This is a genomic window from Bradyrhizobium sp. USDA 4510 (genome assembly GCF_054059095.1).
The window spans coordinates 7,671,515-7,698,214 of record NZ_JBSSBT010000001.1; the positions used below are offsets into that span (position 1 = coordinate 7,671,515).

Sequence of the window (26,700 nt, forward strand, 5' to 3'; positions counted from 1 at the left end):
GCAAGATCGCAAGGGCATTGCAGTCGATCCCGTTCCCGTTTGATCGGCGGAGGCTTCGGTAGGCCACCAGTAACTGCAGGTTCGAGACAATGCTGCAATCTCACAGAACTGACAATTCGGCACCTCAGGACACGATGCCGCCTGAATTTGGTTCGCCGGCCGAATTCGTGGCGGAGGGTCTCGCCTTCTTGCGCCGCCGCCTCTCGATCATACTGCTGACGTGCTTCTTGATGTTTGGCGCCGGCTTGCTCTATCTCGTTGTCGCAGTTCCGACGTTTACGGCAACCGCGCAACTCATCGTCGACGCCAAGACGACTTCTTCCAACGACACGGCGTCGGCAACGACGGCCGTCGAGAGTCAGGTCGCAATCCTGAGGTCCGAGAGCGTCGCTCGCGCGGCGATCGCGAAGCTCGGTTTGGCGGGGGATCCGGAATTCTCAGGCGGCGTCCTGCACCGACTCGGTCGGTCGACGTCCCGGCTGCTCGGATGGAGCAGACCGGACACGGACGTCGTCACGCGTGATGCGATGGAAGCATTCGCGCGCAAGCTCTCGGTGAAGCGCGCCGGCCTCACCTACATAGTCGATCTCGCCTTCAGCTCCGCCGATCCCGATCGGGCAGCGCAGGTCCTGGACACCGTCGTAGAGACCTACATCACGACGCAAATGGACGCGAAATACAAATGGGGTCTGCAAAACGAGAAATGGGTCAAGGAACGTGTCAACGAACTGAGCAGCCAGGCGTCGACTGCCAAAAAGGCCGTAGCGGATTACAACAGGGCCAGGAATGGCGTCGCGGCTCCCGCGAACACCGCTGGGGCAGGTCCACCCTCGTCGCAATCGACCGGAGCGACGCAAGACGAACTCCGCGAACTGGAAGCCACGGCGGACGCCGCCACCAGAACGTATGACAATTTCCTCCGGATGCTGCGTTACATGGACGCCATGCAGCAGCAATCCGCGCCGGTGTTCGAGGCTCGTCTGCTCACGGGGGTGTCTCACCCCTACACGGCCAGCTCGCCAAACGCCCGCTTGATACTTGGATCAGCGATCCTCGGCGGCATGCTCCTGGGGATCGGAATAGGATTGCTGCGCGACAGGTCGGACCGGGAACGCGCGCCCGCGCGCAGGTCTGCAGCCACCGCATCCGGAGGAACTGCAGTCGTCCAGGGGCTCAAGGCGAACGGCGTCAAGCCCCATTTCGATGGTTCGTTCAAGGTCGAGAAGCAACACACCTACAAGGAGGCCAATCCTGACTTATAGTCGCATGAATTGGCTCCGATCGCGATACCGCAAGCTCGATTGAAACGCCCCGTACATCACCCGTCGAACAATGCTCGTCGGCGAACCGCCTTCATCGCGATGAAGGCAGCATGTTTCTCGTTACGGCCACCGGAGTAGGTAGTCCGGAAGGGCCGAATGCCCTCCGCATCCACGAAGTTACATTCGGCCTCTATCATGCGACAATCCGCCACACGATGGAAAATTGGCTCTTGAACCTTCAGTCAGTGCGCAACCCACCATCCGCCCGCGAAGAGCTCGATTACAATCGCTGGGCGTCGCGTAGCGTTAGCCAACGTTGGAATGCGCAATGACGAGCTTTTTTCAGGCGTCCGGCGGATCGGTGACCATGCTCAGCAATATCCTCCGGCAGTCATGGCTGGCTATGGTCTATCGCTGCTCGGGCGCCGCCGTGTCCTTCCTCTTCGGCGTGAGTTTTGCGCGGATGATGACCATAGAGGAATACGGGGCGCTCATGTCGCTGATGACATTCGCGGTCGTCGCCTCCACGGTCGGCCTCTTCGGCCAGCAGTTTCGCGTGCTGCGGGAAATACCAAGCATCGCCGTCCGGAAATGTTTCCCAGAGATCGGTTCGATTGTTGCAAAGCAGGTTCGTTTGGCGTGTCTCGGCAGCATTGCCGTTACTCTGGTCTCTCTCCTCTTGTTCGTCGTCGCGCACGGCCGCGATGGTATATTCGGACGGTGGCAATACTGCACGAGCGTGCTGCTGATCTTGCCATTGGCCTTGATCGAAATGCAGGGCTCGTTGGGGCGCGCGCTCGGTTCCGTCAACCTCGCGCTTATGACCAAGGATGTTTTGTGGCGGTTGCTCATCATTCTGTTGAGCGGCGTTCTCTTCTCGACGTTTGGCCGCCCGCTGCAGGCGGGAGACGTTCTGATGATTGCGACCGGCATCCTGGTCGCGCTGATCCCCGCTCAGAACGGTTACCTACGACGCCTCGCAGAGGGCTATAACGTATTCACCGTGGCGGTGAAGCGATCGAATGATCGGATTGGCGACATCCTTTCCACTTCGGGACCGTTCTGGGTAACCAGCATCACCAGCGTGATGGGCGGCACGATAGATGTCATCATCGTCTCGGTGATGGTCGGCCCGGAAGCCGGCGGATATTACTACGCTGCCACCCGGATCGCGTTCCTGCTTGATTTCTTTCTGGCAACTTTCTGCGTACCCGCAGCGCCCCTCATGGCACGCTTGTTCGATGAAAATCGTCATGCGGAAATCACACGCATCACATCAGGAGCGTCACTGGCTGCGTTCGTCGCCGTCCTCGGCTGCGTTGCAACATTGGCGGCCGCCGGCGACCTCGCGCTGATGACGTTCGGAGCCGACTTCACCCGCGCCTACAGCGTCCTGATGGTCTTGGCAATCGGCCTGTTAATCTCGACATACTTCGGCATCGGCCCTATCGCACTGAATATGACCGGACACCAGCGGGCCGCGATGCAAATCGTGGTAGCAACCTGGGCCGTGGGACTCCTGGCCATGATCAGCGCGACCTGGGCCTTTGGGGCTCTAGGAGCGGCAGTTGCTGGCTCCTGCGCAGGCGTGGCAACCAGGGTATGGACAGCGGCCTACATGTACGCCGCGGAGGGGATCGATATCACGGCCACCACGACGCTCATTGCGCTAGTAAGGCGCACAATGCGGCGAGGCCCATCCGAACCGCTCATGGACGCGGTGCGGCCGGAAACCGGCGCGACCATTCTCGACTTGCGGCCGCGCGTGCGGCGGTCGGGACACGACGTGCGTGATTCGGGGAGATAGTTGAATGCGTTCGTTGCCATACGAGGACGCGACTGCTGTAATCGGAATTGGGCGCGAGAGACGGCACCTCATGGACCAGGATACATTCGATTACGAAGTGTCGGGAAACCCGATTTCGATCGGGCTGGTGAAGCTTCTGCACACGATTGTTGCGCGGAGTACGGGGCGTGGAATGGGACTAGCAATGCGAGCGGTCCGTCCGTTCATCCATTCCCAGACGCCTTGCGTCCATTTCGCGGACGGTAGCCGCCTGTACTTTGAGCTGGACGACGCCTACTGGAATGCGTTTTTTGTCGGTCAGCCCCATCGTACCTACGAATCAGACATAGCGATGCTTCTGCTGCGGCTGAAGGATGTCGACTACACGTTCTTCGATTGCGGCGCCAACATCGGGTACTGGTCCGTTCTCGTCACGTCGGAAATGCTGGGTCGCAAGCGCGCAATAGCTGTCGAGGCATCGCGGCAAACGCTCGCGATTCTCGAGCAGAACCGTAGCGCCAACGATCGGCGCTTCGAGATCTGCCGCAAGGCCTTGTTCGAGACTGACGGACAGATGTTGTCCTTCTCCGACGACGGATCTCATGACGCCCGACACATCGTTACGTCGCAAGGTATGCGCTCAAAGCACGTCGAACCGGTCGTATCGATCACGCTTGATTCGCTGGCACGGCAGCTGCAGATGACCGACCGCGATCGGCTCGTCGTCAAGCTTGACGTCGAGGGTGCGGAAATCTCGGCCTTCAAAGGGGCGCGCGAAGTGCTAAAGCGCGATACGCTGATCATCTACGAGGATCACGGCAACGACCGGAGCCACACGACCACGAGGTACATGCTCGATACCGAAGGATTTCCGGTCTTCTCCATCGCTATGGACGGGGCAATTACGAAGGTCGAGGAACTCGGCCTTCTGGACAGGGTCAAGACGAACCCGAAAATTGGCTACAATTTCGTAACCTGCCCACCAGGGAGCGGCTTCCACCAGTGGATGGAACGGGCTGCCGGTCGCGCATAAGCGCGCCGGGCGTCGCTACGGATGATCTTGGCGGAGCGCCTCATAGATTGAGAGCCCGAGCGATCTGATTTCGTGCCTCACGCACGAGCGGCTCACCGCCATCACCAGAGTGTAAGATTGCTAGCTAAGACCCAGCAGTCCGTGCATCGCCGACTGGATACCGTTCATTCGGGCCTCGAACGCAAGCTTTGTGTCGAATTGTCCACCCACGCCGATACGAGGCAGTGCCAGTGGATTTGGCTTGCGATCGGACACCTGCCCATGCCGCGTAGTCACCGCGGTCGAAAAACCGACTTCCTCCGCAAGACGTTCCTCCCGAGTGTCACACGCTCCGGGGGTGCCGTAAGGATAGGCGAAATGCCGGACGGGATTCTGAAGCAAATTCTCCAGATAGCTGCGGTTGCCCGCCATTTCGGCTCGCGCAGAGGCTGCATCCAGACAGGCCAGTGCCGGGTGGGAATCCGTGTGGCCGCCAATTGAAGCGAGAGGATGCTGCGCCAAGCCTTGAAGCTCGCGTTCATCCAGGAAATAGACGTCGTTCAAGGCCGATAGAGATACACCCGCATTGCGGAACGTCGGGGCGAGCAATTCGGCCCGGTTATAATCTTCGTGAACCCACTTCGCTACCTTGCTCATGGCCGACGCCTTGCTGTTCAGATCGGGACAGGAAAACCGGATGTCCATCGCGTCAATGGTAACGGTGTCTCGCGAGCGAAGAACTTCGCGCAAGCCGAGCCACCATGACTGCAGCGTCCGCGTCGGAGCGCCCGTAGGAACGTAGACCGTGAACGGGGCGTTGTTGCGCTCGAGGATCGGAAGCGCCGTCGAAACGTTGTCTCGATAACCGTCATCGAAGGTAACCACAGCATAGCGGCGCGGCTGCGAATCATTTGCCAACCGCTCAAGACATGTTTCCAGGCTGACGATCTCCCACCCTTCGTGGCGCAGCCACTTGAGCGAATACTCAAACAAGTCCTCTGACGTTCCGGTCATCAGTTCTGAGCGGAAATCCCGCTGAACCTCGTGGAACATCAGAATAGCGGCTCTGCCTGCAAAAATCTTGCGCAGAGCTGGCGTCAGTCCGGACCAACGCACCGCCTGGAATACGGCTGCCTTGAAACTCTGCCTCACGGCGCCCCCTCGTCACCGCTGGTCAGAGAATTCACCACATGAATCTGAGGCCGGCTTAATTCCACGCGCGGCGCGCTGCCGATATTCATCTTCAAATTGTCCATCGTGAGAACAGTGAGCGTCTCGTAGGCACTGGCAGGCATTGCCTATTTATCGTGGAACCGCTGCATCTACGCAACTGCGACACCGGTACTCACTCATAGGTACCCCTCAATTCGCCCATCCCACCCTGAATGCGCCACCTGCCTCGGATAGCTTTCAAGGTAGCCTTTTTCTGTCGAGCACAAAAAGCACCAGGCGCGGGTGGCTGTTGTGATCTGCGCATCGATGGAACGGCTCCTTAATGAAGGTACTCCTCGCTAACAAATACCTCTTCAACAATGGTGGCGCAGAGACCGTTCTGTTTCAGGAACGAGCATTCCTGACGGGCAGCGGGGTGGAAGTCATTGACTTCGCAATGCAGCACGAGCGGAATATCGAGTCACCCTACTCGACTCATTTTGTGTCTCGCCAGGATTATCGCAACGGCGGCTACCTTGCCAGGATAAGGGGCGCCCTCGCGCTGATCCACTCGCGCGAGGCCGTAAGCAAGCTCGCATCGCTGATCGACGAGACGCGACCAGACTTGATGCACTGTCACAACGTCTATCATCAGTTGACGCCATCGATCGTCGGCGTCGCCAAGTCGCGCGGAATCCCGGTTGTCCTGACGCTGCATGATACGAAGCCGGTCTGTCCGGTACACACGCGAGCGCTCGGAAACCAATTGTGCTCGCTGTGCCTCACCGGCGGCTTCCATCACGTGCTGACGCATCGTTGTTCCGACGGCTCGTTGGCGCAGAGTGCCACGCTTTACCTCGAAGCGGTCACGCAACAGTGGCTCGGAAGCTACGAGAAAGTGGATCGCTTTATCGCACCAAGTCTCTTCATGCAGGATTCGGTATCCCGCCGCTTCTCCCCAGACCGAACGGTGCTGCTCTACAACGGCGTGGATGTCAGGAACATTTCGCCGCGCGGCCGGGACAACGGATACGTTCTTTACTGCGGCCGGCTCGCACCGGGCAAGGGTGCTGAGACGCTGTTGCGTGCCCATCAGGCGGCGGGATGTTCGTGGCCACTTGTCATTGCGGGCACGGGCCCGCTGACTGATGACTTGAAGTCGCAGTTTGCACGAAACGTGCAGTTTGCGGGTCACCTCTCCGGAGACACGCTGAGCACAACAATAGCCGAAGCATCCGTAGTGGTTGTGCCTTCGGAGTGGTGCGAGAATTGCCCGATGTCGGTCCTGGAGGCGATGGCGCAGGGCAAGGCCATCATTGCGACCCGCATTGGCGGCATTCCTGAGCTCGTGAACGACCGGGAGACCGGATTTCTGTTCGAGCCCGGCAATGTCGACGAGCTTCGAACCCATCTCGAGTGCCTCATGGGCAGCGGCGAGCTCCGCGCACAGATGGGGGCCGCCGGACGGGTTCGTGTAGAGAAGCACTTCTCCCTCGACAAGCACAACGCCGAGCTGATTGCCGTCTACCGATCACTGCTGCCGGGGCGAACCTCGGTGGTGGCGGCAGCGGTAAATGGCGCAAGGAGTCCATGAATAGTTTGTAGATTTTAGGAGGAATTTGTAGTGAGTGCGGATCATCTCGTACTGAGGGTAATCATGCTTGGCCTGCGTGGATTCCCCAATGTGCAGGGAGGGGTTGAAACTCACGCGGAGCATCTGTGTCCCCATCTCAAGAAGTTGGGGTGCGATGTCAAAGTGATCGTCCGCTCCTCGTATATGCCGCCCAGTCGTGGCGACGAGTGGCACGGAGTGCGCTACCAGCGGGTATGGTGCCCGAAAGCGTCCGGCCTCGAGACGATTGTGCATTCGTTTCTCGGCGTGCTGGTCGCCGCATGGCAACGACCGGACGTATTGCACATCCAGGCCATCGGGCCGGCTTTGATGGCGCCGCTCGCGCGATTGCTGGGACTGCATGTTGTCGTGACGCATCATGGCCCGGATTACGACCGCGAGAAGTGGGGCCGACTGGCCAAGGCGGTTCTGCACGCTGGCGAAGCCTGGGGCATGCGGTTCTCCGACGGCCGCATCGTGATCTCGCAGACCATTCGGAAGCTGGTGCGGGACAAGTACGGCTTGAACTCAGACCTTATTCCAAACGGCATCACCCTGCCCGACGTACCAAGTAGCACCTCAGCGCTCGAGAAGTTCGGGCTTACGCCGGGACGATATGTGCTGACGGTGGGCCGGCTGGTTCCGGAGAAACGGCACCTCGACTTGATTCAGGCCTTTGCCGCTGCCAGGCTCGACGAATGGAAGCTCGTGCTGGTCGGGACATCCGAACATCCCAATGCCTATACCGCGGAGGTGACAGCGCGCGCCGAGGCGACCTCTGGGACAGTCGTGGCAGGCTTTCAGTACGGCATCGCGCTACAGGAGCTGTACGCCCATGCCGGCATTTTCGTCCTCCCTTCTTCGCACGAGGGCTTGCCGATCGCGCTGCTGGAGGCCTTGAGTTTCGGCCTGCCAGTCGTCGCCAGTGACATTCCCGCTCTTCTGGAGATCGGATTAGACGACTCGCACTATTTCCATTTGGGAGACGTATCAGCGCTCGCGGGTCGCCTGGCGTTCTTTGCAAGCAGTCCGTGGCCGCCCGAACTCCGCGAGAAAACGCGCCGCTGGTTGGCAGAGCGAGAGGACTGGCACTCTGTCGCCGAACGAACGCTCGGATGCTATCGCAGAGCCATCGAGCCACACCAGGACGTGCGGCGCCGGACCGCCCCTCCCCATGCAGCCTAGCGCGTTGCTCGGGTGGCGTGGCGGCAAGCACGTGCTGGCCGCCTTGCGCTGGAAGCGTCCCCAGCCGGCGCGACGCCGCGCCGATATTCGGGCTGTCTTTCGACCCCTGACTGAGCCGGAGTTGCGCTCAAGATGAATGCCCTCCTGACATTCTTTCTTTTCTTTGTTTTTGTGAGATCGTTCTCCAACGGAATTGATCGTCTGTACGGCACCGGCATTTCATCGACTCTTTCGTTGATCATCGTCGCGGTCGGCCTCGTGGCAGCCTGGAACATGCGCGATGTCAGGATACACCGGAGACTCTTCACGCTGTTAATATGCTTGTCGGTCTTCACGGCCACTGCCGTACTGTCGCTTGTCGTCAATACGAGGAGCATCATCGATCAATACGCCGCGTGGTACGAAATCATCAGGTACGTCTACCTGTTCATGCTTGTGATATTGGTCTCTTCCATTTATCAATCTCCCGGCTTTTGCCCGAACATCCATCGTGTTTTTATGGTTCTGCTGTTTCTGATGTCGGCGATCGCATTGTTCCAATACCTGGCCGGATATACCGAGCTCGCATCGCCATACGACAAGCATGCACGAGCGGCGGGGCCCTCGGCGCACCCGGTATCCTTCAGTCTCGAATTGGTGCTGGTCTTCTTCCTTTGCGAGCTGTCGCGTCGCAAACTACGCCTCTCCATGGGATACAATGACATTGTCGTTTATCTGTTCTTTCTCGTCGCCCTCGCCCTCGCTGCGTCAAGGACTGGGGTCGCGCTACTCGGGGTAACCTTCGCCATATATATCTTTGCTCAGCGGCCTGCCCTCTTGCCGGCGTTCGCTGCAGCATTCGTTGTCGTCATATGGACATCTCCATTTGGAGCATCGTTTTCGGAGCTAAGCTCGATTCCGGATTATATCTTGAGCGGAAACTACACGGTTTGGGATTGGCGCACGGCTCCGAGCTCCGTCCATTGGCGCATTTACCATTGGTACTATCTGTCCACGCTTGCACTCGAACAACCGCTGATTGGATACGGCCCCGGTCAAACGGCGCTCTACAGCCCATTCGTCCTGCTTGCGCATAGTGCGTTCGTAGAAATGTTCTTCGAAACCGGCGTGGTCGGCCTGATCTCCTTTACCGTGTTCTGGTTCAGCCTTCCGCTGGCCGCAATGTCGGACCGGCAGAAGCTTGTTGCTTGCTATGGAAGGAGGTCGGCGCAAATCCAACCTCTGAACCTCTGGATTGCCATGTTCATTGGCGTAACGCTGGTGGCGTTGTTCGATGACAGCTTCAACAGGGAAACGGTGGCGTTGTCGTACCTGATACTCGGCATTTTCCTGGTGCTGGCCCAACCTGAAGCTGCTGTTGAACGCGCCCCCGGATCGCGTGAATCGCCGACCCCAATGATCGCCGGTTCGCGGACTGAAGCATTGGGGAGCCCTGGAGCCATCTGAGCCGAACTTCGCTGCTGTTCTACTGGCCCCTGCTAGGAATTCTTGCGTGAAGACATACCTTGCCATTTCCCTCACCGCGCTCATGGTCCTCGAAGCTCTCGTCCCGTCACCGGGTGCCGGGGGCAAGCGTGCTCATCAGCCCATTTGCGTGTCCTTATCTATCGAATGCGTCGTATCGCAAAATTCCGGGCAGGACGCCGGCATCTATCCCCACGGTGTCAGAACCTCCTACTCGTGGTATGCCGGAGGCGCTGCTGCCACCGGAAACGGGGCTCCGCCTTCTGATTTCACTTCACTGACGGGTTGGGGGCAGATCTATCCGCAAGCTGGTGCTCCGAACGTTGCTGCCAATATCTATCTGAAGGACTATCGCGTCTATGTACACTTGACGAGTGGCGGCTGGAGGCTCGTGCAGGATCAGGCAACGAATTCGGTCGATGGCGGGCACTACGTGGCGGATTTCTCCGACAACTCCTCTACAACGATGGATCTTATTCTTGAGCCCGACCGAAGCATCAGGATGAGCTCGCCGTCGCCCGGCTACAATGATCATTTCTGGATGGAGCCGAGGGGCTCGTATGCTCCTGAAACGGTCGACGGAGTGTTCTCGTTGGCAGAACTGCGCACCGATAGCGCGAACGCAAATCTGATTGCAAACTTCGGCGGAGACTGGTGGAGAGACACCTCGGCTCCGTACCTCTACCGTGATGGAGTGTTTGTGAACAATCCTGGCATCGGCATGGGTGCGTGGGTCAGATTGACGACGACCTACCAGTACTTTTTCTTCACAACCATGACCAGATCGCAGCTGCAGACCGATCCACCGCCGCCCTTGCGATAGCCGATCTGAACTCTGGCTCCCGATGGAATTCCGACTAGCTGGCGAGGACCATCAACGAGGCTCCGCCAAGGACGCGCACCGAAAGGTCCTCTCCGGCAATGCTCCGAACCAATTGCCGCCCAGCCATGGCGAGGGTTGATTTCGCGGTTCGCCATTCGGGATGAACATGGAGGAAATCCTCCATCCGGGTGTACTGGTTGTCGATAATCTCAAAACCGGTATCGCGCAGCGTCGCCAGAGCGGTCGTCTGGTCGAAATAATGCAGGTGACCGACCTCCTTGCGCCGCTGGAGGGGCAGACCTCGCAGAACGCCGAGGATGGTCATGTCGAGCGGGATGTGAAACACGTAGTATTTCGCGCGCCCTCTGATCCTTCGCAGAAAGCCCATATAGTCATCGATGTGCTCGAAGACATCGATGCACAATAGAAGATCGTAATTTTCGCTGGTATGCGAGAAGTCTCCGCAGTGGAATCGCAAATTGTCCCGCTCGCGCAGTTTGGCGGCGGTGATGGCATACGGAGCGATATCGTAGCCGACGGCGGTCGAGTCACGGAAGATGTCGTGCTCGAGCAGAGCGTTCAGAACGCCTCCCACTCCGCAACCGATGTCGACGATCGTCCGGCAGGTGACGTTGTTGTCACGCACGATCTTGGCGATCTTCGCGGCCTTGGTTCCTGCATCTTCGTCATGCCAGCCTGGATGGGCTTCAGCATAACCTTTCCCGGTATAGAGATCGTTGGACCCGAACTCTGCCTCTCTGACGACAGCCATCGTTCTCTCCCTCAATTGAATTGCGCTCGCCTCAGCCTGCGGACCACAGCCGCGCCGAGGGCGTGCGTTCGAGTTCGTCGTACGCGATCAGGCGACCGCGCGTCCTTCCAGCGCTGTTGGATCGCCAAATTGTCGGGCTTCAGATTCGCCAATCCACGAGCCGCCATTCAAAGAGAACCGATCCATCTCCACCGGCGAGTGTGTTCTTGATCTTGAGGTTGTCGCAATAATCCTTGCGGGCTACCCCGGCGCAGAACTCGATCCGCGCTTGCATCGACAAGCATCCGTCGCCGCGACACACGTGGTCGAGAACAAGGGATTTGCGCCCCATATACGTGTGTATAAATCACGATTTGAAGGTTTTTTCGCCATTTTTGCTCATTAACCAAACGGCGCAGCAGTCGGGGGGGCAAATTCATTAAACCCGCTGCTTTGAAATCTCCTCGCGGTTCGAGGCCTGCAGTGCATTGAAATCTGTTCGTGGTCGCAAGACCTTACGAGCATGCAGTATGTCGCGCGTCCCCCATGCGCGGCAGTGGAATTCTTCGTCCTCAATTTGGTCTGCAATGGAGAATTAGCTTGGCCGCTCTAGACGATGTCATCACTCAAAATACCACAGGCAATAGCGAAGGATTCCCGCTGGGCGTTCCTTCATCCTACTCTTGGTATTCCGGCAGAAACGGTGGCGGAGGCACCCCTCCTGCCGGCTTCTCGGCCATCACCGGATGGGGTCAGATCTATCCCGAGGTCGGGCAGACGGTTAATCCGGGCAGCGTCGACATAGCAAATTTCGAGACCTGGGTGCATCTCACGAGCGGCGGCTGGGTCAAGGTGCAGGACCAGGACACGAGCTCCCTCGGAGGCGCCCACTTCACCGCTGACTTCGTCGGGAACGCGAACATTGCATGGAATCAAACCACAAACGCGGATGGCAGCGTATCCGTCGATGCACCGACCAGCGGATACAACGACCATTTCTGGCCGGGCGGATCCCGCGGCACCTACACGCCCGGAACGATCGACGGCGTTTTCGTCACGGCGAGCATGAAGGTCGACAATCCGAACGAACACTACGTTGCCAATATCGGTGCCGACTGGTGGAGAGACGCCACCGCCGGGTACGTCTACCAGAATGGCGTATTCGTGAATAATCCCGGCGTCGGGATGAGCAACTGGGTCGATCTGACAACCAGCTATAAGCAACTCTATTTCACAACGATGAATGCGACGCAGTTGCAGGGCGATCTGCCGCCTCCGCTGCAGGGCGCCTCTTCGCCGGCGACACCGACGCAGCCGACGACACCGACGACACCGACGACGCCGACCGATCCGACGATACCGGCGCAGCCGACGACGCCGACCGACCCCACGACGCCGACAACCCCCACGACTCCAAGCGTGACCGCACCGGTGCTCGACGTCGCGGACAAGTCGCTCTGGGTGGCCGGCAGAGGCGGTCAGGTCGACCTGGGGACGACCATTACGACGACCGACCCCAACGATAACCTCACCCTCAGTATCATGGGATTGCCGCGATACGAGACGATCACGACCGGCGACGGCACGACGCTCAGGGGCAACAACATCACCCTGACGTCCGCGCAGGTCGACAGCGGACTGACGCTGACATCGTACTACAAGGGCAATGCTCATCCGGTCGCGAACCTCACGCTGACCGCGAGCGCTATGGATCCGACCACCGGCGCTGTGATGTCGTCGGACCCGCAGACGATCCGCGTGACGGATCCCCGGCCGTCCAGCTGGACTGGCGGAAACGCAGGGAGCTGGGCAAACCACGGCTTTGCGCAGTTGCAGCAGCAGATGGGCGACACCAGCACCCTGGCGAACACAGCATCGCAGACGACCGGTTGGGCCGATCAAGGCGCGCGAGCGTCCCAGGCAAGCCAGGGCTTTGCGCTGCTGAACCAGTATCTGGCCGGCAGCTCCGGTCGGGTCGACGCTGGTCAGATCGCGGCGGCCATGTCGAATGCGAACAGCTGGACGCACAACTCGTTCCTGAGCAAACCTCAGGGTTGATCCGGCTACTGCACCCGGGGGCTCTGCGCCCGGGTGCAGTACCATCAACGTGTTGGGAGTCGGAAACGGGCGGTCGATCGCGGACGGTAACGGCGAAGGGACTGCCACGCGCGGGTCCTGGTCTCGGTTGGCTTCATCGCTCGCATCTGTTTCCAAGCGATCAAAATGCGTGCTGGCGCAACAGCTTCGGGTATGCGGCAAATTTGCGCGCAACATAACGGTGCAAAAATCAAGATTTGAAACTTTTTTCGCCATTTTTGCGCATTAACGAACCGGTTCAGCAGTCGGGGGGGCAGGTCTAAAATCCCACTGCTTTGAAATCCCCTCGCGGTTCGAGGCCCTAGTGCTTTGATGTTGCTTGCACCTTTTTGGCTGCGAGCAAGCGGTATGTCGCATGCTCTGTCGATGCGCGGCATTGGAATTCCCAGTCTTTGGAAATGCATGAGAAGGAACACTAACGCGGCCGGGTAGCCGCGAAGGGTTGAGTAAGAATGGCGATCCAGAACGGAAATGCCCCCGCCGCAGATCTAGGGCTTCGCGCGCTAGCTCTGTTCCTGCGCCTCCATGGCGTGAATACTGTGCCGGACCAGCTCCGCGATCGTTGCGGGAGCGACGAGATCGGCGTCCGCGCGATGCTTCGCTGCGCGCGCGAATTCGGAGTCAAGGTCCGCTCGCGGACAATGGATTGGACCCGCCTTGCGGGTATCCAGCTGCCCGGAATCGCCTCGCTGCGTGACGGTGGATTTCTGCTGCTGGGCAAGATCGACGACCAGGTGGCGCTTGTGCTGCACCCGACCTCGCCGCATCCGAGCCGGATGACGCGCGCGGAATTCGAAGCGATCTGGGATGGCGGTTTGATCTGTGCTGGATCACAGAGCCTCGCGCAGCGCGCACGTCATGCATTTGCCGGCATCCGCACGCGCTCGTTTGACCTGGGCGCCGGCCTGATGCACCGCGCCGGCGAGGGCCTGATGCGGGCTCGTGACGGTCTCACGAAGAGCTTCTTGGCGATGAGACCTGGCATCCTGATGCGCGGGCCTCGCGACGAGGCCGCAATCCATCCGGCGAACACAAACACCGAATCCCCGGCCGCCGGCGTCGAATCCGAACATGACGATGAATCCGGGCTCATTGCGCTGGCGATCTTGCTGCGTTGCCATGGCATCGCTGCCGACCCCGGCCAAATTCGTCACCGGATCGGCGCGGCGCGCCTCGGCGTTACTGAAATCCTGCGCTGCGCCAAGGATTTCGGACTCAAGGCAAAGGTGCAGAGGACGAGCTGGAACAGGCTTGCCGTCACCCCGCTGCCGGGAATTGCGGTGCTGCGCGACGGCAGCTTCCTGATCCTCGGCAAGGTTATCGACGACAAGCTTCTCGTTCAGCGCCCGCTGTCTCCGCGGCCCGAAGCAATCACCCAGGCCCAACTCGAGGCGATCTGGGACGGCGGCATCATCCTGATGGCCCGGCGCGCCAGCCTGACCGACCTCGCGCGGCGCTTCGATATCTCCTGGTTCGTCGGCGCCATGCAAAAGTATCGTCGCCTGCTCGGCGAGGTGCTGGCGGCGTCGTTCTTCCTTCAGATCTTCGCCGTTGTCTCACCGCTGTTCTTCCAGGTGGTGATCGACAAGGTGCTCGTGCATCGAAGCATGAGCACGCTCGACGTGCTGGTCGTCGGGCTTGTCGTACTGACCGTGTTCGAGGCCGTTCTCGAGACGCTGCGCGTCTATCAGTTCGCGCATACGACAAACCGTATCGACGTCGAGCTCGGCGCCAGGCTGTTCCGTCACCTGCTGGCGCTGCCGATCGCCTATTTCCAGACCCGCCGCGTCGGCGATTCGGTGGCGCGCGTCCGCGAGCTCGAGAACATCCGCCAGTTCCTGACCAGCTCGGCGCTCACGCTGGTGATCGATCTGCTGTTCACCGTCGTCTTCCTTGCAGTGATGTTCTATTACTCGACGACGTTGACGTGGATCGTGCTGGCGTCCTTCCCGCTCTACATCGGCATCTCCGCGGGAGCCGCGCCGCTGTTCCGTCGGCGCCTCGACGAGAAATTCAATCGCGGCTCCGAGAACCAGGCCTTCCTGGTCGAGAGCGTCACCGGTATCGAGACGCTGAAGGCCATGGCGGTCGAGCCGCAGATGCAGCGCCGCTGGGAGGAGCAGCTCGCCGGCTATGTGTCCGCAAGCTTCCGCGTGCTCAGCCTGAACAACACGGCGAGCCAGGCGGTCCAGATGATCAACAAGCTGGTCATCGCCGCGACCCTTTACTTCGGCGCCCGCCTGGTGGTCAGCGGGGACCTGACTGTCGGTGAGCTCGTCGCGTTCAACATGCTGGCCGCGCGTGTCAGCGCGCCGGTTCTGCGACTCGCGCAGATCTGGCAGGACTTCCATCAGGCCCGCCTGTCGATCGATCGTCTCGGCGACATCCTCAACACCATTCCCGAGCCGAGCTTCACGCCGGCCCGCGCGGCGCTGCCACCGATCCGCGGTCAGGTCACATTCGAGCACGCGACTTTCCGCTACCGCATCGACGGCCCCGAGGTGCTGCACGACGTGTCCTTCAGCGTCGAGCCAGGCCAGGTCATCGGCATCGTGGGTTCGTCGGGCTCGGGCAAGAGCACCATCACCAAGCTGATCCAGCGTCTCTATGTCCCGGAAAGCGGGCGCGTGCTCGTCGACGGCGTCGACCTCGCGATGGTCGATCTGAGCTGGCTGCGGCGCCAGATCGGCGTCGTGTTGCAGGAGAACGTACTGTTCAACTGCACGGTTCGCGACAACATCGCGCTGGCCGATCCGGCGATGCCGATGGAGCGCGTCATCGAAGCGGCGGAGCTAGCCGGCGCCCACGACTTCATCCTCGAACTGCCGGAGGGTTACGACACCGTCGTGGGTGAGCGCGGCAGCAGCCTGTCCGGCGGGCAGCGCCAGCGAATCGCAATCGCGCGTGCACTCATCACCGATCCACGCATCCTGATCCTGGACGAGGCGACCAGCGCGCTGGACTACGAAAGCGAGCGCGCGATCCAGCAGAACATGAGGCGGATTTCCGCCGGCCGGACCGTGTTCGTCATCGCCCACCGGCTGTCGACGGTGCGCAATGCAAGCCGGATCATCACCCTCGAGCATGGCCGCATCGTCGAGGACGGCAGCCATGACGAGCTGATCCGCACCAACGGCCGTTACGCCAACCTCCATTATCTGCAGGCCGGTATCCATGACGTCCGCTAGCCGCAATGTCGTCGCGTTCCCGAGACGCGAACCTCGCCGCCGCGAGCACGAAATCGCCTTTCTGCCGGCGGCGCTCGAGATCGCCGAATCGCCGCCGTCGCCGATCGGGCGCGCGATCGGGGCCTGCATCATCGCCGCGTTCTGCATCGCGCTGTTGTGGGCGACGCTCGGCAGCGTCGATATCGTCGCCAGCGCGACCGGCAAGATCGTGCCGGGCGGGCGCACCAAGCTGATCCAGCCGTTCGAGACCGGTGTGGTCCGCGCCATCCGCGTCCGCGACGGCCAGAGCGTCAAGGCCGGCGACGTCCTGATCGAGCTGGATCCGACAATGACGGAAGCCGACCAGGAACGCCAGAAGAGCGATCTGCTTGCAGCCGAGCTGGACGTCGCGCGGCTGCGCGCCGCGCTGGCCGCAGACCCGCTCGCGGCCTTCCGGCCGCCGCAAAACGCAAGTGCGGCCGAAATCGAGATGCATCGCCAGTTCCTGATCAGCCAGCGCGCCGAACAGAGCGCAAAGCTTTCTGAAATCGAGCGTCAGCAGGGGCAGAAGGAGGCGGAACGGGCGACCACATCGGCGAGCGTCGACAAGCTGGAGGCGACGATTCCGGTACTGAAGGAGCGCGTCGATATCCGCAAGGGTCTCGTCGAGAAGGCATTGGCGTCGAAGGTCGTCTATCTCTCCGAATATCAGGAACTGGTCGCCATGCAGCAGGACCTCGTCCTGCAGCAGAGCCGGCTGCGCGAAGCCGATGCGGCGATCGCGCTGCTGAAGGAGACCAAGGACAAGACTGCCGCGGAGTATCGCCGCGCGACCTATGATGCTCTTGCGAAGGCCGAGCAGAAAGCTGCGAGCGCCGCGCAGGAGGTGGTCAAGGCGGAGCGGCGAACGAAACTGCAGAGCCTGACCGCACCGGTCGACGGCGTCGTGCAGCAGCTTGCCGTTCATACGGTGGGCGGCGTGGTGACGCCCGCTCAGGCGCTGGCCGTCGTGGTCCCGAGCGAGAGCCAGCTCGAGATCGAGGCCATGCTGTCGAACCGCGACATCGGCTTCGTGCATCCCGGCCAGAAGGCGGAGATCAAGGTCGATACGTTCAACTTCACCCGGTACGGGCTGCTTCATGGCGATGTGCTCAGCGTGTCGACGGATGCCATCACGCGCGAAAAGCAACAGGGCAACCCCAATGACCGGACATTGGGCGCGGCGCAGAGCAGCAGCGAGCCTAAAGGTCAGGAGCTGGAATACGCCGCGCGCGTTTCGCTCGACCGGACGCACATGCAAATCGAGGACAAGCTCGTCAAGCTCGGGCCGGGCATGGCGGTGACGGTCGAAATCAAGACCGGCACGCGCAGGATCATCAGCTACCTGCTGTCGCCGCTGGCACGCTACCGGCAGGAAGCCCTGCGCGAACGCTAAAGCGAAGCCCGTCGCCGGACGTTGCGGCCGGGCGGGGCGCCACGCGCGTGAGAGCGAAGCTCGTCGCGGTGGCGCCCGTCGTTAGGACGATTGCGGTGAAATTGCCGGTGGATTGGCACATGCGCTATCGGCGCAGCGCTTCCAGACGCGATTTCGCCTCATGAACTCCCGCGGCGTTGGCCTTGGCGTAGAGGTCTTGCGCCCTGCGCTCGTCGCCGCGCGTGCCGTAAGTCCCCCACTTCGCAAGAATCAGGGGATCGTAGGTTTCTGCCAGCGCGAAGCTCGCCTGGGCGCTGCCCATTTCCACGGCGCGCTCGAGTACAAGCCGCGCCGCGCCTATGTCGCCCTGACGCAACAAGGAGCTCGCCCGCGCAACCAACCCTCCGGCTTCCGCAGCCTGCTCGGGAGCAGGCTGGGCAACCGCGCGAGCAGGCGCCGCTCGCGTCTGTTCGGCGGTTGGATTGGTGGCCACTTCGATGGACTTGTCCCGCGCGGTCGCACCGGTCGTCAACGCCGCGCCGTGCGCCTTGCGATCCTCGGCCTCATACGCATGGATTGCGCTCCGCGACAAAGGGAGGTGCTGGGGCTGCACGTCGATCCTGGCGCGCAATTGTCTCAATTCGGCAGCGCTGGCTTCCGCCGCCTGCTTCTGCAGCAAGATTTCCTCGCCTGCCTTTGCCGCCCGCGCCGTCTGGGTCTCGCTGTCGCGATGCGCTGCCGCCAGATCTTGCTCCAGCCGCGCGGACCGCTCACGCTCCTTTTGCAGGTCCGCCGCAGCGCTCTTTCCCACAGCTTGCAGCCGGGACGTTTCCTTGCCCGCTTCGGTCACCAGCACGGCCTTGCTCTCGACGTCACGTCGCGCCGCCGCGAGATCCTGCTCCAGCCGGGCGGACCGCTCACGCTCCTTTTGCAGCTCGGCCGCACCGCTCTTCTCCACCGCCTTCAGCCGGGACGTTTCCTTGCCCGCCTCGGTCACCAGCACGGCCTTGCTCTCGATATCACGGCGCGCCGCCGCAAGATCCTGCTCCAGCCGGGCGGACCGCTCATGCTCCTTTTGCAGCTCGGCAGCACCGCTCTTCTCCACCGCCTTCAGCCGGGACGTTTCCTCGTCTGCTTTCGTCGCCAGCGCCGTCTTGGTCGCGACATCGCGCCGCGCTGCCGCGAGATCCTGCTCCAGCCGGTCGGCCCGCGCCGCTTGCAGTGAGTTCTGCAACTCCGCCGCACCGCTTTCCCTTTCCCGCTTCAGTCGGGCGGTTTCCTCGCCTGCTTTCGTCGCCAGCGCGGTTTGCGTCTCGACATCGCGGCGCGCAGCCGCAAGATCCTGCTCCAGCCGCACCAGTCGCTCACGTTCGTCCGGTGTGGATTTGTGAACCGAAGCCGCGCCGCTCTCGGCCGCCTGCCTGAGCTCCGCTGCTTCTTCACCGGCTTTGCGGGCCTGCGCCTCGAAGGCGTAGATCGTGCTTCGCGTCTGGGAAAGCTCCTGTGTCAGCGCGTCGGCCTTGGCACGCGAGTCCCGCAGCTCGGCGGCCCCGGCCTCCACCGTCCGCTTCTGCCGCAGGGCTTCATCGGCCGCCTTTGCCGCCAGCGCGGTCTGGGTCTCGGCATCACGCCGCGCGACCGCAAGATCCTGCTCCAGCCTTTCGGACCGCTCTCGCTCCTTTTGCAGGGAGCCCTGCGACTCGGCCGCTCCGCTTTCGCTTTGCTGTTTCAGTCGGGAAACCTCCTCGCCGGCTTTGGTCGCCAGCGCGGCCTGGGTCTCGACGTTGCTGCGGGCAGCCGCAAGGTCCCGCTCCAGCCGTGCGAACCGCTCACCTTCGTCGGGTGTGAATTTGCTGACCGAAGCCGTGCAGCTTGCAACCGCCTGCCTGAGCTCCGTCGCTTCGTCTCCGGATTTGCGGACTTGGGCTTCGTATGCGTAGATCGAGCTCCGCGACAGCGAGAGGTCTTGTGCCAGCGCCTCGGCTCGTTCGCGCAATTGCCTGAGCTCGGCAGCTCCGACGTCCGCTGCCTGCTTCTGCCGCAGGGCTTCTTCCTTTGTCGTTGTCGCCAACGCCATCTGGGTCTCGACATCGCGCCGCGCTGCCGCCAGATCCTGCTCCAGCTGCGCGCTCCGCTCGTGCTCCCTTTGCAGGGCCGACTGCAGCTCCGTAGCGCCGCTTTCACGCATCCCCTTCAGCTGGGAAACCTCCTCGCCTGCCTTTGCCGCCAGCGCCGTCTGAGTCTCGACGTTGCGGCGCAATGCCTCGAGATCCTGCTCGAGCCGCGCGGACCGCTCGCGCTCCCGCTGCAGATCCGCCGCGCCACCTTCCGCCGCTGCTTTCAGCCGAGACGCTTCCTCACCCGTTTTTGTCGCCAGCACGGTCTGGGTTTCGACATCACGCCGCGCTGCCGCCAGATCCCGCTCCAGGCGCTCCGCCCGCTCACGCGTCTCTTGCAGGGAGTTCAGCAACTCCGCGCCGCCCTGCGCGGCCTGCTTCTCATCGGCCGCCTTGTCCGTCAACGCGGCCTGGGCCTCGATATCGCGGCGCGCCGCCGCGAGACTCTGCTCCATCGACTCGGCCCGATAGCGCTCTTGCTCGAGACGTTGCAGCAACTCGATGTCACGTCTTGCATTCGTCAGTTCGCAGGAGAGCGACTCCGCCCAGTTGTATTCCCGTTTCGAGGCCTGCCCCGTGTCGCCGACGCTCGCTTGGGCGACCTGCACCGGTCTGTCATTGCCGCCTCGACCCGGCGGCAAGGCTTCGGGAGCGCCGTTCCTTGCCGCTTCGATGAAAGCGGGACTACCGGCAGCCGCCGAATGCTGCGGTTGCGTCGAAGGGCGCGCCGGATCTGGGGAAGCCCGTGTTTCCGGCGCGCACATCATTGCGAGCATGGCAGCAGTCGTCCACGACAGCGCGGACCGTCCCGCCTTGGGCAGCAGGCGGCGCGACGAATCTGCGATGTCGCAGCCGGCAACTGCCTTGTCCTTGAGGATCACCGGGCCCATCCGCAATCACCTGTCGCGTGGCGACACGATCTGTTGAGGTACGGCATTATGCGCCGTACCGCAGCGCGAAGCCTACAGCCCGCATGGAGGACCCCACCCACCCCTTTCGGGTTAGGCCACAGGTCACGGCTTCACATAGGACCAGCCCTTCTCCTGCAGTTCCATCACGCGCACGACGCCTGACTTCACCACCTCCGCCTGGCGAACAATCGGGATATCCTTGTTCTCGGCCTTGTGCATTTTTTCCTGGGTATTGCCACAGGCCTTGAACGAGACCTCCGGCGTGCTCAGCGCCATTTCCTCGAGACGGGCTTTCACCGGCGAGGTGTCGTCGCGCAGCATGTGCAGGCCGGGTCCGAAGGTGACCACCTCGATTTTCACCTTCTCGCCGAGATCCTTGTAGTATTGCGCAACGTTGACTGCGTTGTTGAGCGCGAGATTCATGGCTGCGGGATCGTTCGTGTTCACCTGCAGGATCAGGTTGTGCGACTTGGCGTTGGATGGAAGCCGGGCGTTGGCGTCGAGAGGAGATCGTTCCCTCTTGTGGGTGGTCGCCTTGCGCGAGATATGAACCCTTTGGACCTTTTCTGAAACGTGCTGATAGTCCGCAGTGCGGTTCGTTGTTGTCGGTGTCCAGTACCGTCCGCCGCCTTGCTCCGCCGCAGCGTATGAAGCGGCCAGGAGCGCCGTTGCGGCTCCGATGATGGTTACCTTCGCAATATGCTGAAACACGCGCATGGATACCTCCTGTTAAAGACACGTTATTGAAATCCCTAGCCGTTGGGTTTTGCGGTCGGTTGTGGCCACCTGCAGGCAGCGGTGATCTTCGCGCGCACCACATCCATCCCGCCCAACGGAAACACCGCATCCAGCGCCGGTCCGGTACGGGGTGCGAGGTGAATATTGAGACCTCCGCCGTCCGGAAGGGACTGCAGCAAGCGAACCACGTCACCGCCGAACGCAACGCCGGTCCCGGACGCAGGCACAGCTGCCGCTACTTGCTGCGGCGGACCGTCGTTGATGCGGTAGGAAATCGCATATCCATCGCCGCGACCGGACACGCGGGAGCCCGCGACGATCAGTTCGCTCCGCCCGCCATGGCAGCGAATCGAAAGCGTCATTGCGCTTTCGCCAGCACCGTCGCGCGATGACGTCGTGGCGGTGGCGACCGGTGAATAGTCGAGCGGTGAAGTCGTCAGGCTGACGACCCAGCTGTTACCCAGGTTCGCCTGGGGCAGCGCCGACGCCCGCGGTGTCTTCTCGGAGCACTCCGGCCGTTCGGAGCGTTCCTTGGCGGAGCAATCGCGGAGCTGAGCGATCTGGCGATATCCTGCCGCCTGCGCCGAAGCAATGCCGCTTGCGAGCAAGACTCCAGCCACCGCGCAGGTCGCCGCGCGTCTCATTGCGATGTATTTGCGGCGGCGCGCGGCTCGCGATCGAGCCACGCCTGCGCTGCGGGGAAGCGCGTCAGGCCGGGAACGGTCGCGGCGAGATTGATCGTCTTCCACTTTTGGTCGAAGCCCGGCTGCTGCAGCTTGTCGATCCGCGAGAACAGATACTCCACGAAGCGCGCAAGGCGCTCATAGCGGTTCGATTTGGCCGGAAAGTTGAAAGCCACCAGGGCGGTCGGCACGGCGATTGTCGTGACGCGCTCGCCCTGCTTGATGAGATTGGGATACTCCGTGGCCTCGAGCGAGGCGGGAAGATAAAAGTCTTCGAACCTCCTGTCATAGGGAACAGGCAGGAACTTGAACCCCGGGTCCCAGCGGCCGCGCACGAAGGCATCCACCGGCTTCGAGGTGATGAAGACGACCGCGGCCATCTCGCCCTTGCGCATCTGCTCGAGCGCGACCTGATGGGGAATGAACGTTTTTTCCACATCGAGGCCAAGGCGGCTGAAGATCAGCGGCCCCGAATAGGCCGCCGCGGTACCCAGATTATTGAAGTTCACCTTCTTGCCGGCGAGATCGCTCAGGCTTTGGATCTCGGGACGAACGAAGATATGCAGTTCGGACGGAAACAGGTTCAGCACGAAAGCCAGCCGTTGCTGGATATCCGGCACCTGGCTCCTGTATTCCTCGAGCACGTCGGAATTGATGATGGCGGCATCGATGCCGCGCAAATACAGCAGCGAGTTCACATTCTCCGTCGGCCCGCGCGTCACGACCGGCAACACATGCAGCTTGTCGCCATCGTCTACCACGCGGGCGATTTCGGCCGCGAGACGAATGGGCGCGCCCTCGAGCAGGCCCCCGGCGAGGCCGATCGTCCAGGCATTCATCGTCACCTGCGGCTTTTGCGGCGGCGGCTCACGGCGCAATTGACGCGGTGCAGCAGGTTGCGCCTGTGCATCCACGTTTGACAGCGGAACGGTCGTGAGCAGCGGAATCAGCAGCGCCAGCATGCGCAACGGGTGCAATTCCCTTTTTGCGGTCTGTCCCATGGGATCTCCGCCCTCGCCGATCGGTGATTTTGTCGTAGTTTCATGCAGTTCATCGGCGCGCGCTATTTCTCCCCATGGGGGAGCCCACTACTCCTTCCGGATTATCCATTGTGCGTGTCCCCCCACGCCGCGGCAGCGAGGGACCGGTCACCGGCACCAAACATCCGGGATTTCCCTCACTCCAGCCCCGCGGACGGCAGACGTATCGCCACTCGAAGTCCCCCGAGTGGAGACCGGTCCAGGCTAAGGGATCCGGCGTAAAGCTCGGTGAGTTCCCGCGTGATCGACAGCCCGAAGCCGAATCCTGGAGAGCTTTCGTCGAGCCGTTGGCCGGCCTGCACCGCCTGCGACATCTGCTCCGGCGAAAGCCCCGGTCCATCGTCCTCGACGACGAGGACGACACTTCGCGTCTCCTCGCGAGATTCGACGACAACCTTGCTGCCGCACCAGGAGAAGGCGTTCTCCAGCACGTTTCCCAGCATCTCGTCGACGTCCTGCTGTTCGCAGGCTACCGCCAGGCCGGCTGGTATATGATTGACGAAATCGATCGTCTTGTCGGCGTTCACTTTGCCGAGGACGAGACCGAGATCCGCGACGCGTGGCGCGATTACTGTTCTTGTCCGAACCGGACCGCCAAGTGCGGCCGATCGGGCGCGGCCCAGATGATGCCGGATGCGCCGGTCCATTAGGACGACGAGACCGTGAAGATCCTCTGAGCCTGACGATTGCTTCTGCAGCGCGACCGCCAGCGTCGCAAGCGGCGTCTTCAGTCCGTGCGCCAGATTCGAGACGTGTTTGCGCGCCCGCTGCAGGTTGGTGGCGTTCTGAACCAGCAGCGCATTCAGTTCGGTGGCCAATGGCTGCACCTCGCCCGGCTGCGCGTCGGGCACGTTGTCGCGAAGTCCAGCTCTTACATCGGCGACCGCCTGACGAAGTCGTTCGAGGGGACGCAACCCCAGACGAACCTGGATCAGCATCGCTAAGATCAATGCGATGCCGAGCACCGCGAGCGACAAGGCCAACGTGCGCATTGCTTCCCACAACGGCCCGCGCACCGCGTCTCTCGGCGCGGAGGCCACGATCGTGACAGGAGTGCCGGACACCGCGACGTTCAAAATGCGAAAGTGGAGTACGTTGTCGTATGGACCCTTGCCGTCGGCAGGCAGCGGGCGTTCTCGCGGAGGCGGATCTTCGCCGATCGGGGGAGGCGGCGGCGGGGGCGGCAGGGGTCTGTTGCTGATATCGGGAGGAGCCAGATCCGCTCCGTCGAGCGACCGCGACCGCAAGGCGTTCTTTGGCCCCAAAATCTGCCAGTACCAGCCGCGTCGGCGTCGATCGAATGGCGGCCCGTCGGCGGATCCCGCCAGACGAATGTTGCCGGCGCCGTCGGCTTCAAGCATGGACGCGAGGAAGAGGATCTGCGCGTCGAGCCTCTGATCGATCTGCCCCTGCACGAATCGATGCAGCACGAACGATATCAGGATCGCGGCGACGATCAGGGCTGCGGTGATGAACACGCCGGCTCCGATCATGAGGCGCCGGCCGAGCGATGCATTCCGGCTCATCATGGGGATCCCGAGTTGAGCTTGTAGCCGCGGCCCCTTTCGGTCTCGATCAGCGCCTTGCCGACCTTGCGCCGGAGCCGCGCGACGATCACTTCGATGGAATTCGAATCCGTCCCGACGTCGCCCTCATAGACCTTTTCCGACAGCAGGCCTCGCTCGACCACGGTGTCCTTGCGCAGGATCAGGCATTCGAGAACACGCCACTCCAACCCGGTCAGCTTCAACGGCAATCCATCGAGCTCGAACACGCCGGTCTGCGTTTCGAAGCTCAGGGGTCCGCAGGAAATTCGCGGCACAGCATGCCCCGAGGCGCGACGGACCAGCGCGCGAAGGCGCATGACCAGTTCCTCGATCCGGAATGGCTTGGTGAGATAGTCATCGGCCCCGGCCTTGAAGCCTTCCACCTTGTCGGTCCAGCCGTCGCGCGCAGTCAGGATCAGCACCGGCAGGTGCCGGCCCTGCTTCCGCCAACCGCGCAGCACCTCGACGCCGGGCACTTTGGGCAGCCCGAGATCGAGCACTGCGGCATCGTAGGATTCGGTTTCGCCGAGGTGCTGTCCGTCCTCGCCGTTGGCGGCGATGTCGACCGCGAAATTCTCCTCACGCAGGGCTCGGGCGATCTCTTGCGCGAGCAGGCGATCGTCTTCGACCAGAAGGATTTTCATTCGGCTCACACCTCGGACCGGAACTAGGCGCCCAAGCTTAACTCAAGCTGAACGGAACGGTTCAGGCTGGATTGGGGACAGTGTCCTAGGCTTCAGGCATCGCAATCATGAAAGGAGCGTCCAATGACCGAAAGCGATGCACAGAGGGATACGAGCCCGTCGCTGCCTGGGCGCCGGCAGGTCCGGCATCGTGGCCTGTTGGCAGGGGCCGCGCTTGCCGTGCTTGTCGCCGGCGCAGCGGCCGGTGCCGGTGGCGTTCGCGTCGCCCAGAATTGGCCGCCGCGCAGCGTCATGCTGCTGCAGCCGACCGCGATCGACAGGCTGCAACCCGGCGGTCCGTCCGCCGTGCGCGGCAACGTCGCTGAGATCTTCGGCCACATGTTCTTGATGGAGGACGGCGGCGGCCGCGCCCTGATCGATCTCGGACCGCGTGGGGATAATGCCGATGCCGTCACCAGGGGAGAGATCGTGACGGTCCAGGGAATGTTCGATCAGGGGATCTTCCGCGCTCAAATCGTCTCGCATGCCGACGGCCGAACCGAAGCCTTCGGTCCTCCGCCGCATCCGCCTCGCGGCGCGCCACCGCCGCCTCCGCGGGCCGACGGGCCGCCTCCGCCGCCGCCCCCAAGGGACACCACCCCCACCACCGCGGGCTGACGCCCCGCCACCACCGCCCGGAGCACCGCCACCGCCCCCTGGGCCCAAAGCGCTTTGAGCAAATCACGAACAGTAGAAAATCAGGAGATCAGGATGTCGGAAGACCAGATCAAATTGTCCGGCAGGATCGTGCACGTTTTTGCGCACCGCTTTGTGGTTCAGACCCCGAAAGGCATGGTGCTTGCCGATCTCACGCCGCATGGAGCAGACCTCGTCAAGCTCCGGATCGGAGCCGATGTCGAACTAGAAGGCGAGCAGAAGCCTTCTGAGCTCAAGGTGACGCATTTCGCGTGCGATGGCGCGGGCGTGACGATCCAGCACAAGAAGAAGCCCGAGCACGCCCACCACGAACCCGTAGACCCCGCCGCAGCGATCGAGGCCGCTCGCTCGGCCGGGTTCGAACCGATGGGTACGCCCCGTCGCAAGCCCAAGCATTTCGAAATAGACGGCCGGCGCAACGGCGAGACCTACGAACTGCACGTCGAATTGGGCGGACGAATCCGGAAAGCCAAGCTCGTCGGCAACGGACACGAAGCTGCTTGACGCTTAGGGGACGACTGACGCCGCTCTGAGCAGCCGTAACAGGAAACCGGACCCGAACCGGACTCAACCGGCTCGGGTGCGTCGAGGATCTCATC

General features: G+C 62.0%; 22 protein-coding genes. 12 read left to right on the top strand and 10 right to left on the bottom strand.

Annotation, left to right across the window (positions count from 1 at the left end):
- The first annotated feature begins 134 nt into the window (after positions 1-134).
- The 3 genes from ACVMDN_RS35680 (at position 135) to ACVMDN_RS35690 (ending at position 4,081) form a co-directional block, all read left to right on the top strand.
- Entirely contained in the window at positions 135-1,262 is a 1,128-nt protein-coding gene (locus ACVMDN_RS35680; protein ID WP_076834827.1) for a GumC family protein, read from the top strand.
- 328 nt (positions 1,263-1,590) lie between these two features.
- Positions 1,591-3,069 carry an oligosaccharide flippase family protein gene (locus ACVMDN_RS35685; RefSeq protein WP_244559020.1) on the top strand — a complete coding sequence of 493 codons (1,479 nt, stop codon included), beginning with the start codon at positions 1,591-1,593 and terminating at the stop codon, positions 3,067-3,069.
- 70 nt (positions 3,070-3,139) lie between these two features.
- On the top strand, positions 3,140-4,081 hold the full coding sequence (locus ACVMDN_RS35690; RefSeq protein ID WP_244559019.1) for an FkbM family methyltransferase: 942 nt from the start codon (positions 3,140-3,142) through the stop codon (positions 4,079-4,081).
- A gap of 120 nt (positions 4,082-4,201) precedes the next feature.
- Here ACVMDN_RS35690 and ACVMDN_RS35695 read toward each other — a convergent pair whose 3' ends face one another.
- Both ACVMDN_RS35695 and ACVMDN_RS35700 read right to left on the bottom strand, forming a co-directional pair.
- Positions 4,202-5,212, bottom strand: coding sequence for a polysaccharide deacetylase family protein (locus ACVMDN_RS35695; protein WP_244559018.1), 1,011 nt, complete (start codon positions 5,210-5,212; stop codon positions 4,202-4,204).
- A complete protein-coding gene (locus tag ACVMDN_RS35700) occupies positions 5,209-5,355 on the bottom strand; it encodes a hypothetical protein (protein WP_158074249.1) in 147 nt (48 codons plus the stop codon). The genes ACVMDN_RS35695 and ACVMDN_RS35700 overlap by 4 nt, the downstream gene beginning before the upstream one ends.
- A gap of 200 nt (positions 5,356-5,555) precedes the next feature.
- Here ACVMDN_RS35700 and ACVMDN_RS35705 point away from each other — a divergent pair, with 200 nt between their 5' ends.
- From ACVMDN_RS35705 to ACVMDN_RS35720, 4 genes are all read left to right on the top strand, one after another.
- Positions 5,556-6,806, top strand: coding sequence for a glycosyltransferase family 4 protein (locus ACVMDN_RS35705; protein WP_057021164.1), 1,251 nt, complete (start codon positions 5,556-5,558; stop codon positions 6,804-6,806).
- Between the two features lie 63 nt (positions 6,807-6,869).
- Positions 6,870-8,009, top strand: coding sequence for a glycosyltransferase family 4 protein (locus ACVMDN_RS35710; protein WP_076834944.1), 1,140 nt, complete (start codon positions 6,870-6,872; stop codon positions 8,007-8,009).
- Positions 8,010-8,141: 132 nt separating this feature from the next.
- Entirely contained in the window at positions 8,142-9,455 is a 1,314-nt protein-coding gene (locus ACVMDN_RS35715) for an O-antigen ligase family protein (RefSeq protein WP_076834826.1), read from the top strand.
- A gap of 46 nt (positions 9,456-9,501) precedes the next feature.
- A complete protein-coding gene (locus ACVMDN_RS35720; protein ID WP_057021162.1) occupies positions 9,502-10,296 on the top strand; it encodes a hypothetical protein in 795 nt (264 codons plus the stop codon).
- 34 nt (positions 10,297-10,330) lie between these two features.
- On the opposite strand, the gene ACVMDN_RS35725 is transcribed toward ACVMDN_RS35720, so the two are convergent.
- Together ACVMDN_RS35725 and ACVMDN_RS35730 are read right to left on the bottom strand one after the other, a co-directional pair.
- Positions 10,331-11,068 (bottom strand): class I SAM-dependent methyltransferase, encoded by a 738-nt coding sequence (locus ACVMDN_RS35725; RefSeq protein ID WP_076834824.1) that lies wholly within the window; start codon positions 11,066-11,068, stop codon positions 10,331-10,333.
- Between the two features lie 139 nt (positions 11,069-11,207).
- Positions 11,208-11,342, bottom strand: coding sequence for a hypothetical protein (locus ACVMDN_RS35730; RefSeq protein WP_256521260.1), 135 nt, complete (start codon positions 11,340-11,342; stop codon positions 11,208-11,210).
- A gap of 305 nt (positions 11,343-11,647) precedes the next feature.
- Here ACVMDN_RS35730 and ACVMDN_RS35735 point away from each other — a divergent pair, with 305 nt between their 5' ends.
- The 3 genes from ACVMDN_RS35735 to ACVMDN_RS35745 all read left to right on the top strand — a co-directional run bounded on the left by ACVMDN_RS35735 (position 11,648) and on the right by ACVMDN_RS35745 (position 17,746).
- Positions 11,648-13,105, top strand: a complete 1,458-nt coding sequence (locus tag ACVMDN_RS35735) for a hypothetical protein (protein ID WP_244559017.1) — start codon at positions 11,648-11,650, stop codon at positions 13,103-13,105.
- A gap of 578 nt (positions 13,106-13,683) precedes the next feature.
- Positions 13,684-16,332: a type I secretion system permease/ATPase gene (locus tag ACVMDN_RS35740; RefSeq protein WP_244559016.1), complete on the top strand. Its 2,649-nt coding sequence runs from the start codon at positions 13,684-13,686 to the stop codon at positions 16,330-16,332.
- Positions 16,319-17,746 carry an HlyD family type I secretion periplasmic adaptor subunit gene (locus tag ACVMDN_RS35745; protein WP_076834818.1) on the top strand — a complete coding sequence of 476 codons (1,428 nt, stop codon included), beginning with the start codon at positions 16,319-16,321 and terminating at the stop codon, positions 17,744-17,746. The genes ACVMDN_RS35740 and ACVMDN_RS35745 overlap by 14 nt, the downstream gene beginning before the upstream one ends.
- 124 nt (positions 17,747-17,870) lie before the next feature.
- On the opposite strand, the gene ACVMDN_RS35750 is transcribed toward ACVMDN_RS35745, so the two are convergent.
- The 6 genes from ACVMDN_RS35750 to ACVMDN_RS35775 form a co-directional block, all read right to left on the bottom strand.
- Positions 17,871-20,732: a coiled-coil domain-containing protein gene (locus tag ACVMDN_RS35750; RefSeq protein ID WP_141341226.1), complete on the bottom strand. Its 2,862-nt coding sequence runs from the start codon at positions 20,730-20,732 to the stop codon at positions 17,871-17,873.
- Between the two features lie 123 nt (positions 20,733-20,855).
- Positions 20,856-21,470 carry a DsrE family protein gene (locus ACVMDN_RS35755; protein WP_057021157.1) on the bottom strand — a complete coding sequence of 205 codons (615 nt, stop codon included), beginning with the start codon at positions 21,468-21,470 and terminating at the stop codon, positions 20,856-20,858.
- Between the two features lie 35 nt (positions 21,471-21,505).
- On the bottom strand, positions 21,506-22,099 hold the full coding sequence (locus ACVMDN_RS35760; RefSeq protein WP_225643109.1) for a hypothetical protein: 594 nt from the start codon (positions 22,097-22,099) through the stop codon (positions 21,506-21,508).
- Between the two features lie 32 nt (positions 22,100-22,131).
- The gene (locus ACVMDN_RS35765; protein WP_057021156.1) at positions 22,132-23,136 is read right to left on the bottom strand and encodes a TAXI family TRAP transporter solute-binding subunit; all 1,005 of its coding nucleotides are present in this window, start codon (positions 23,134-23,136) and stop codon (positions 22,132-22,134) included.
- A 215-nt stretch (positions 23,137-23,351) separates the two neighbouring features.
- Positions 23,352-24,743 (bottom strand): sensor histidine kinase, encoded by a 1,392-nt coding sequence (locus tag ACVMDN_RS35770; protein WP_076834812.1) that lies wholly within the window; start codon positions 24,741-24,743, stop codon positions 23,352-23,354.
- On the bottom strand, positions 24,740-25,405 hold the full coding sequence (locus ACVMDN_RS35775; RefSeq protein WP_076834811.1) for a response regulator transcription factor: 666 nt from the start codon (positions 25,403-25,405) through the stop codon (positions 24,740-24,742). The genes ACVMDN_RS35770 and ACVMDN_RS35775 overlap by 4 nt, the downstream gene beginning before the upstream one ends.
- Before the next feature lie 123 nt (positions 25,406-25,528).
- On the opposite strand from ACVMDN_RS35775, the gene ACVMDN_RS35780 reads away from it, so the two are divergent.
- On the top strand, positions 25,529-26,062 hold the full coding sequence (locus ACVMDN_RS35780; RefSeq protein ID WP_456834680.1) for a hypothetical protein: 534 nt from the start codon (positions 25,529-25,531) through the stop codon (positions 26,060-26,062).
- A 93-nt stretch (positions 26,063-26,155) separates the two neighbouring features.
- Positions 26,156-26,605 (top strand): hypothetical protein, encoded by a 450-nt coding sequence (locus ACVMDN_RS35785; protein WP_076834806.1) that lies wholly within the window; start codon positions 26,156-26,158, stop codon positions 26,603-26,605.
- The last annotated feature ends 95 nt before the right edge of the window (positions 26,606-26,700 follow it).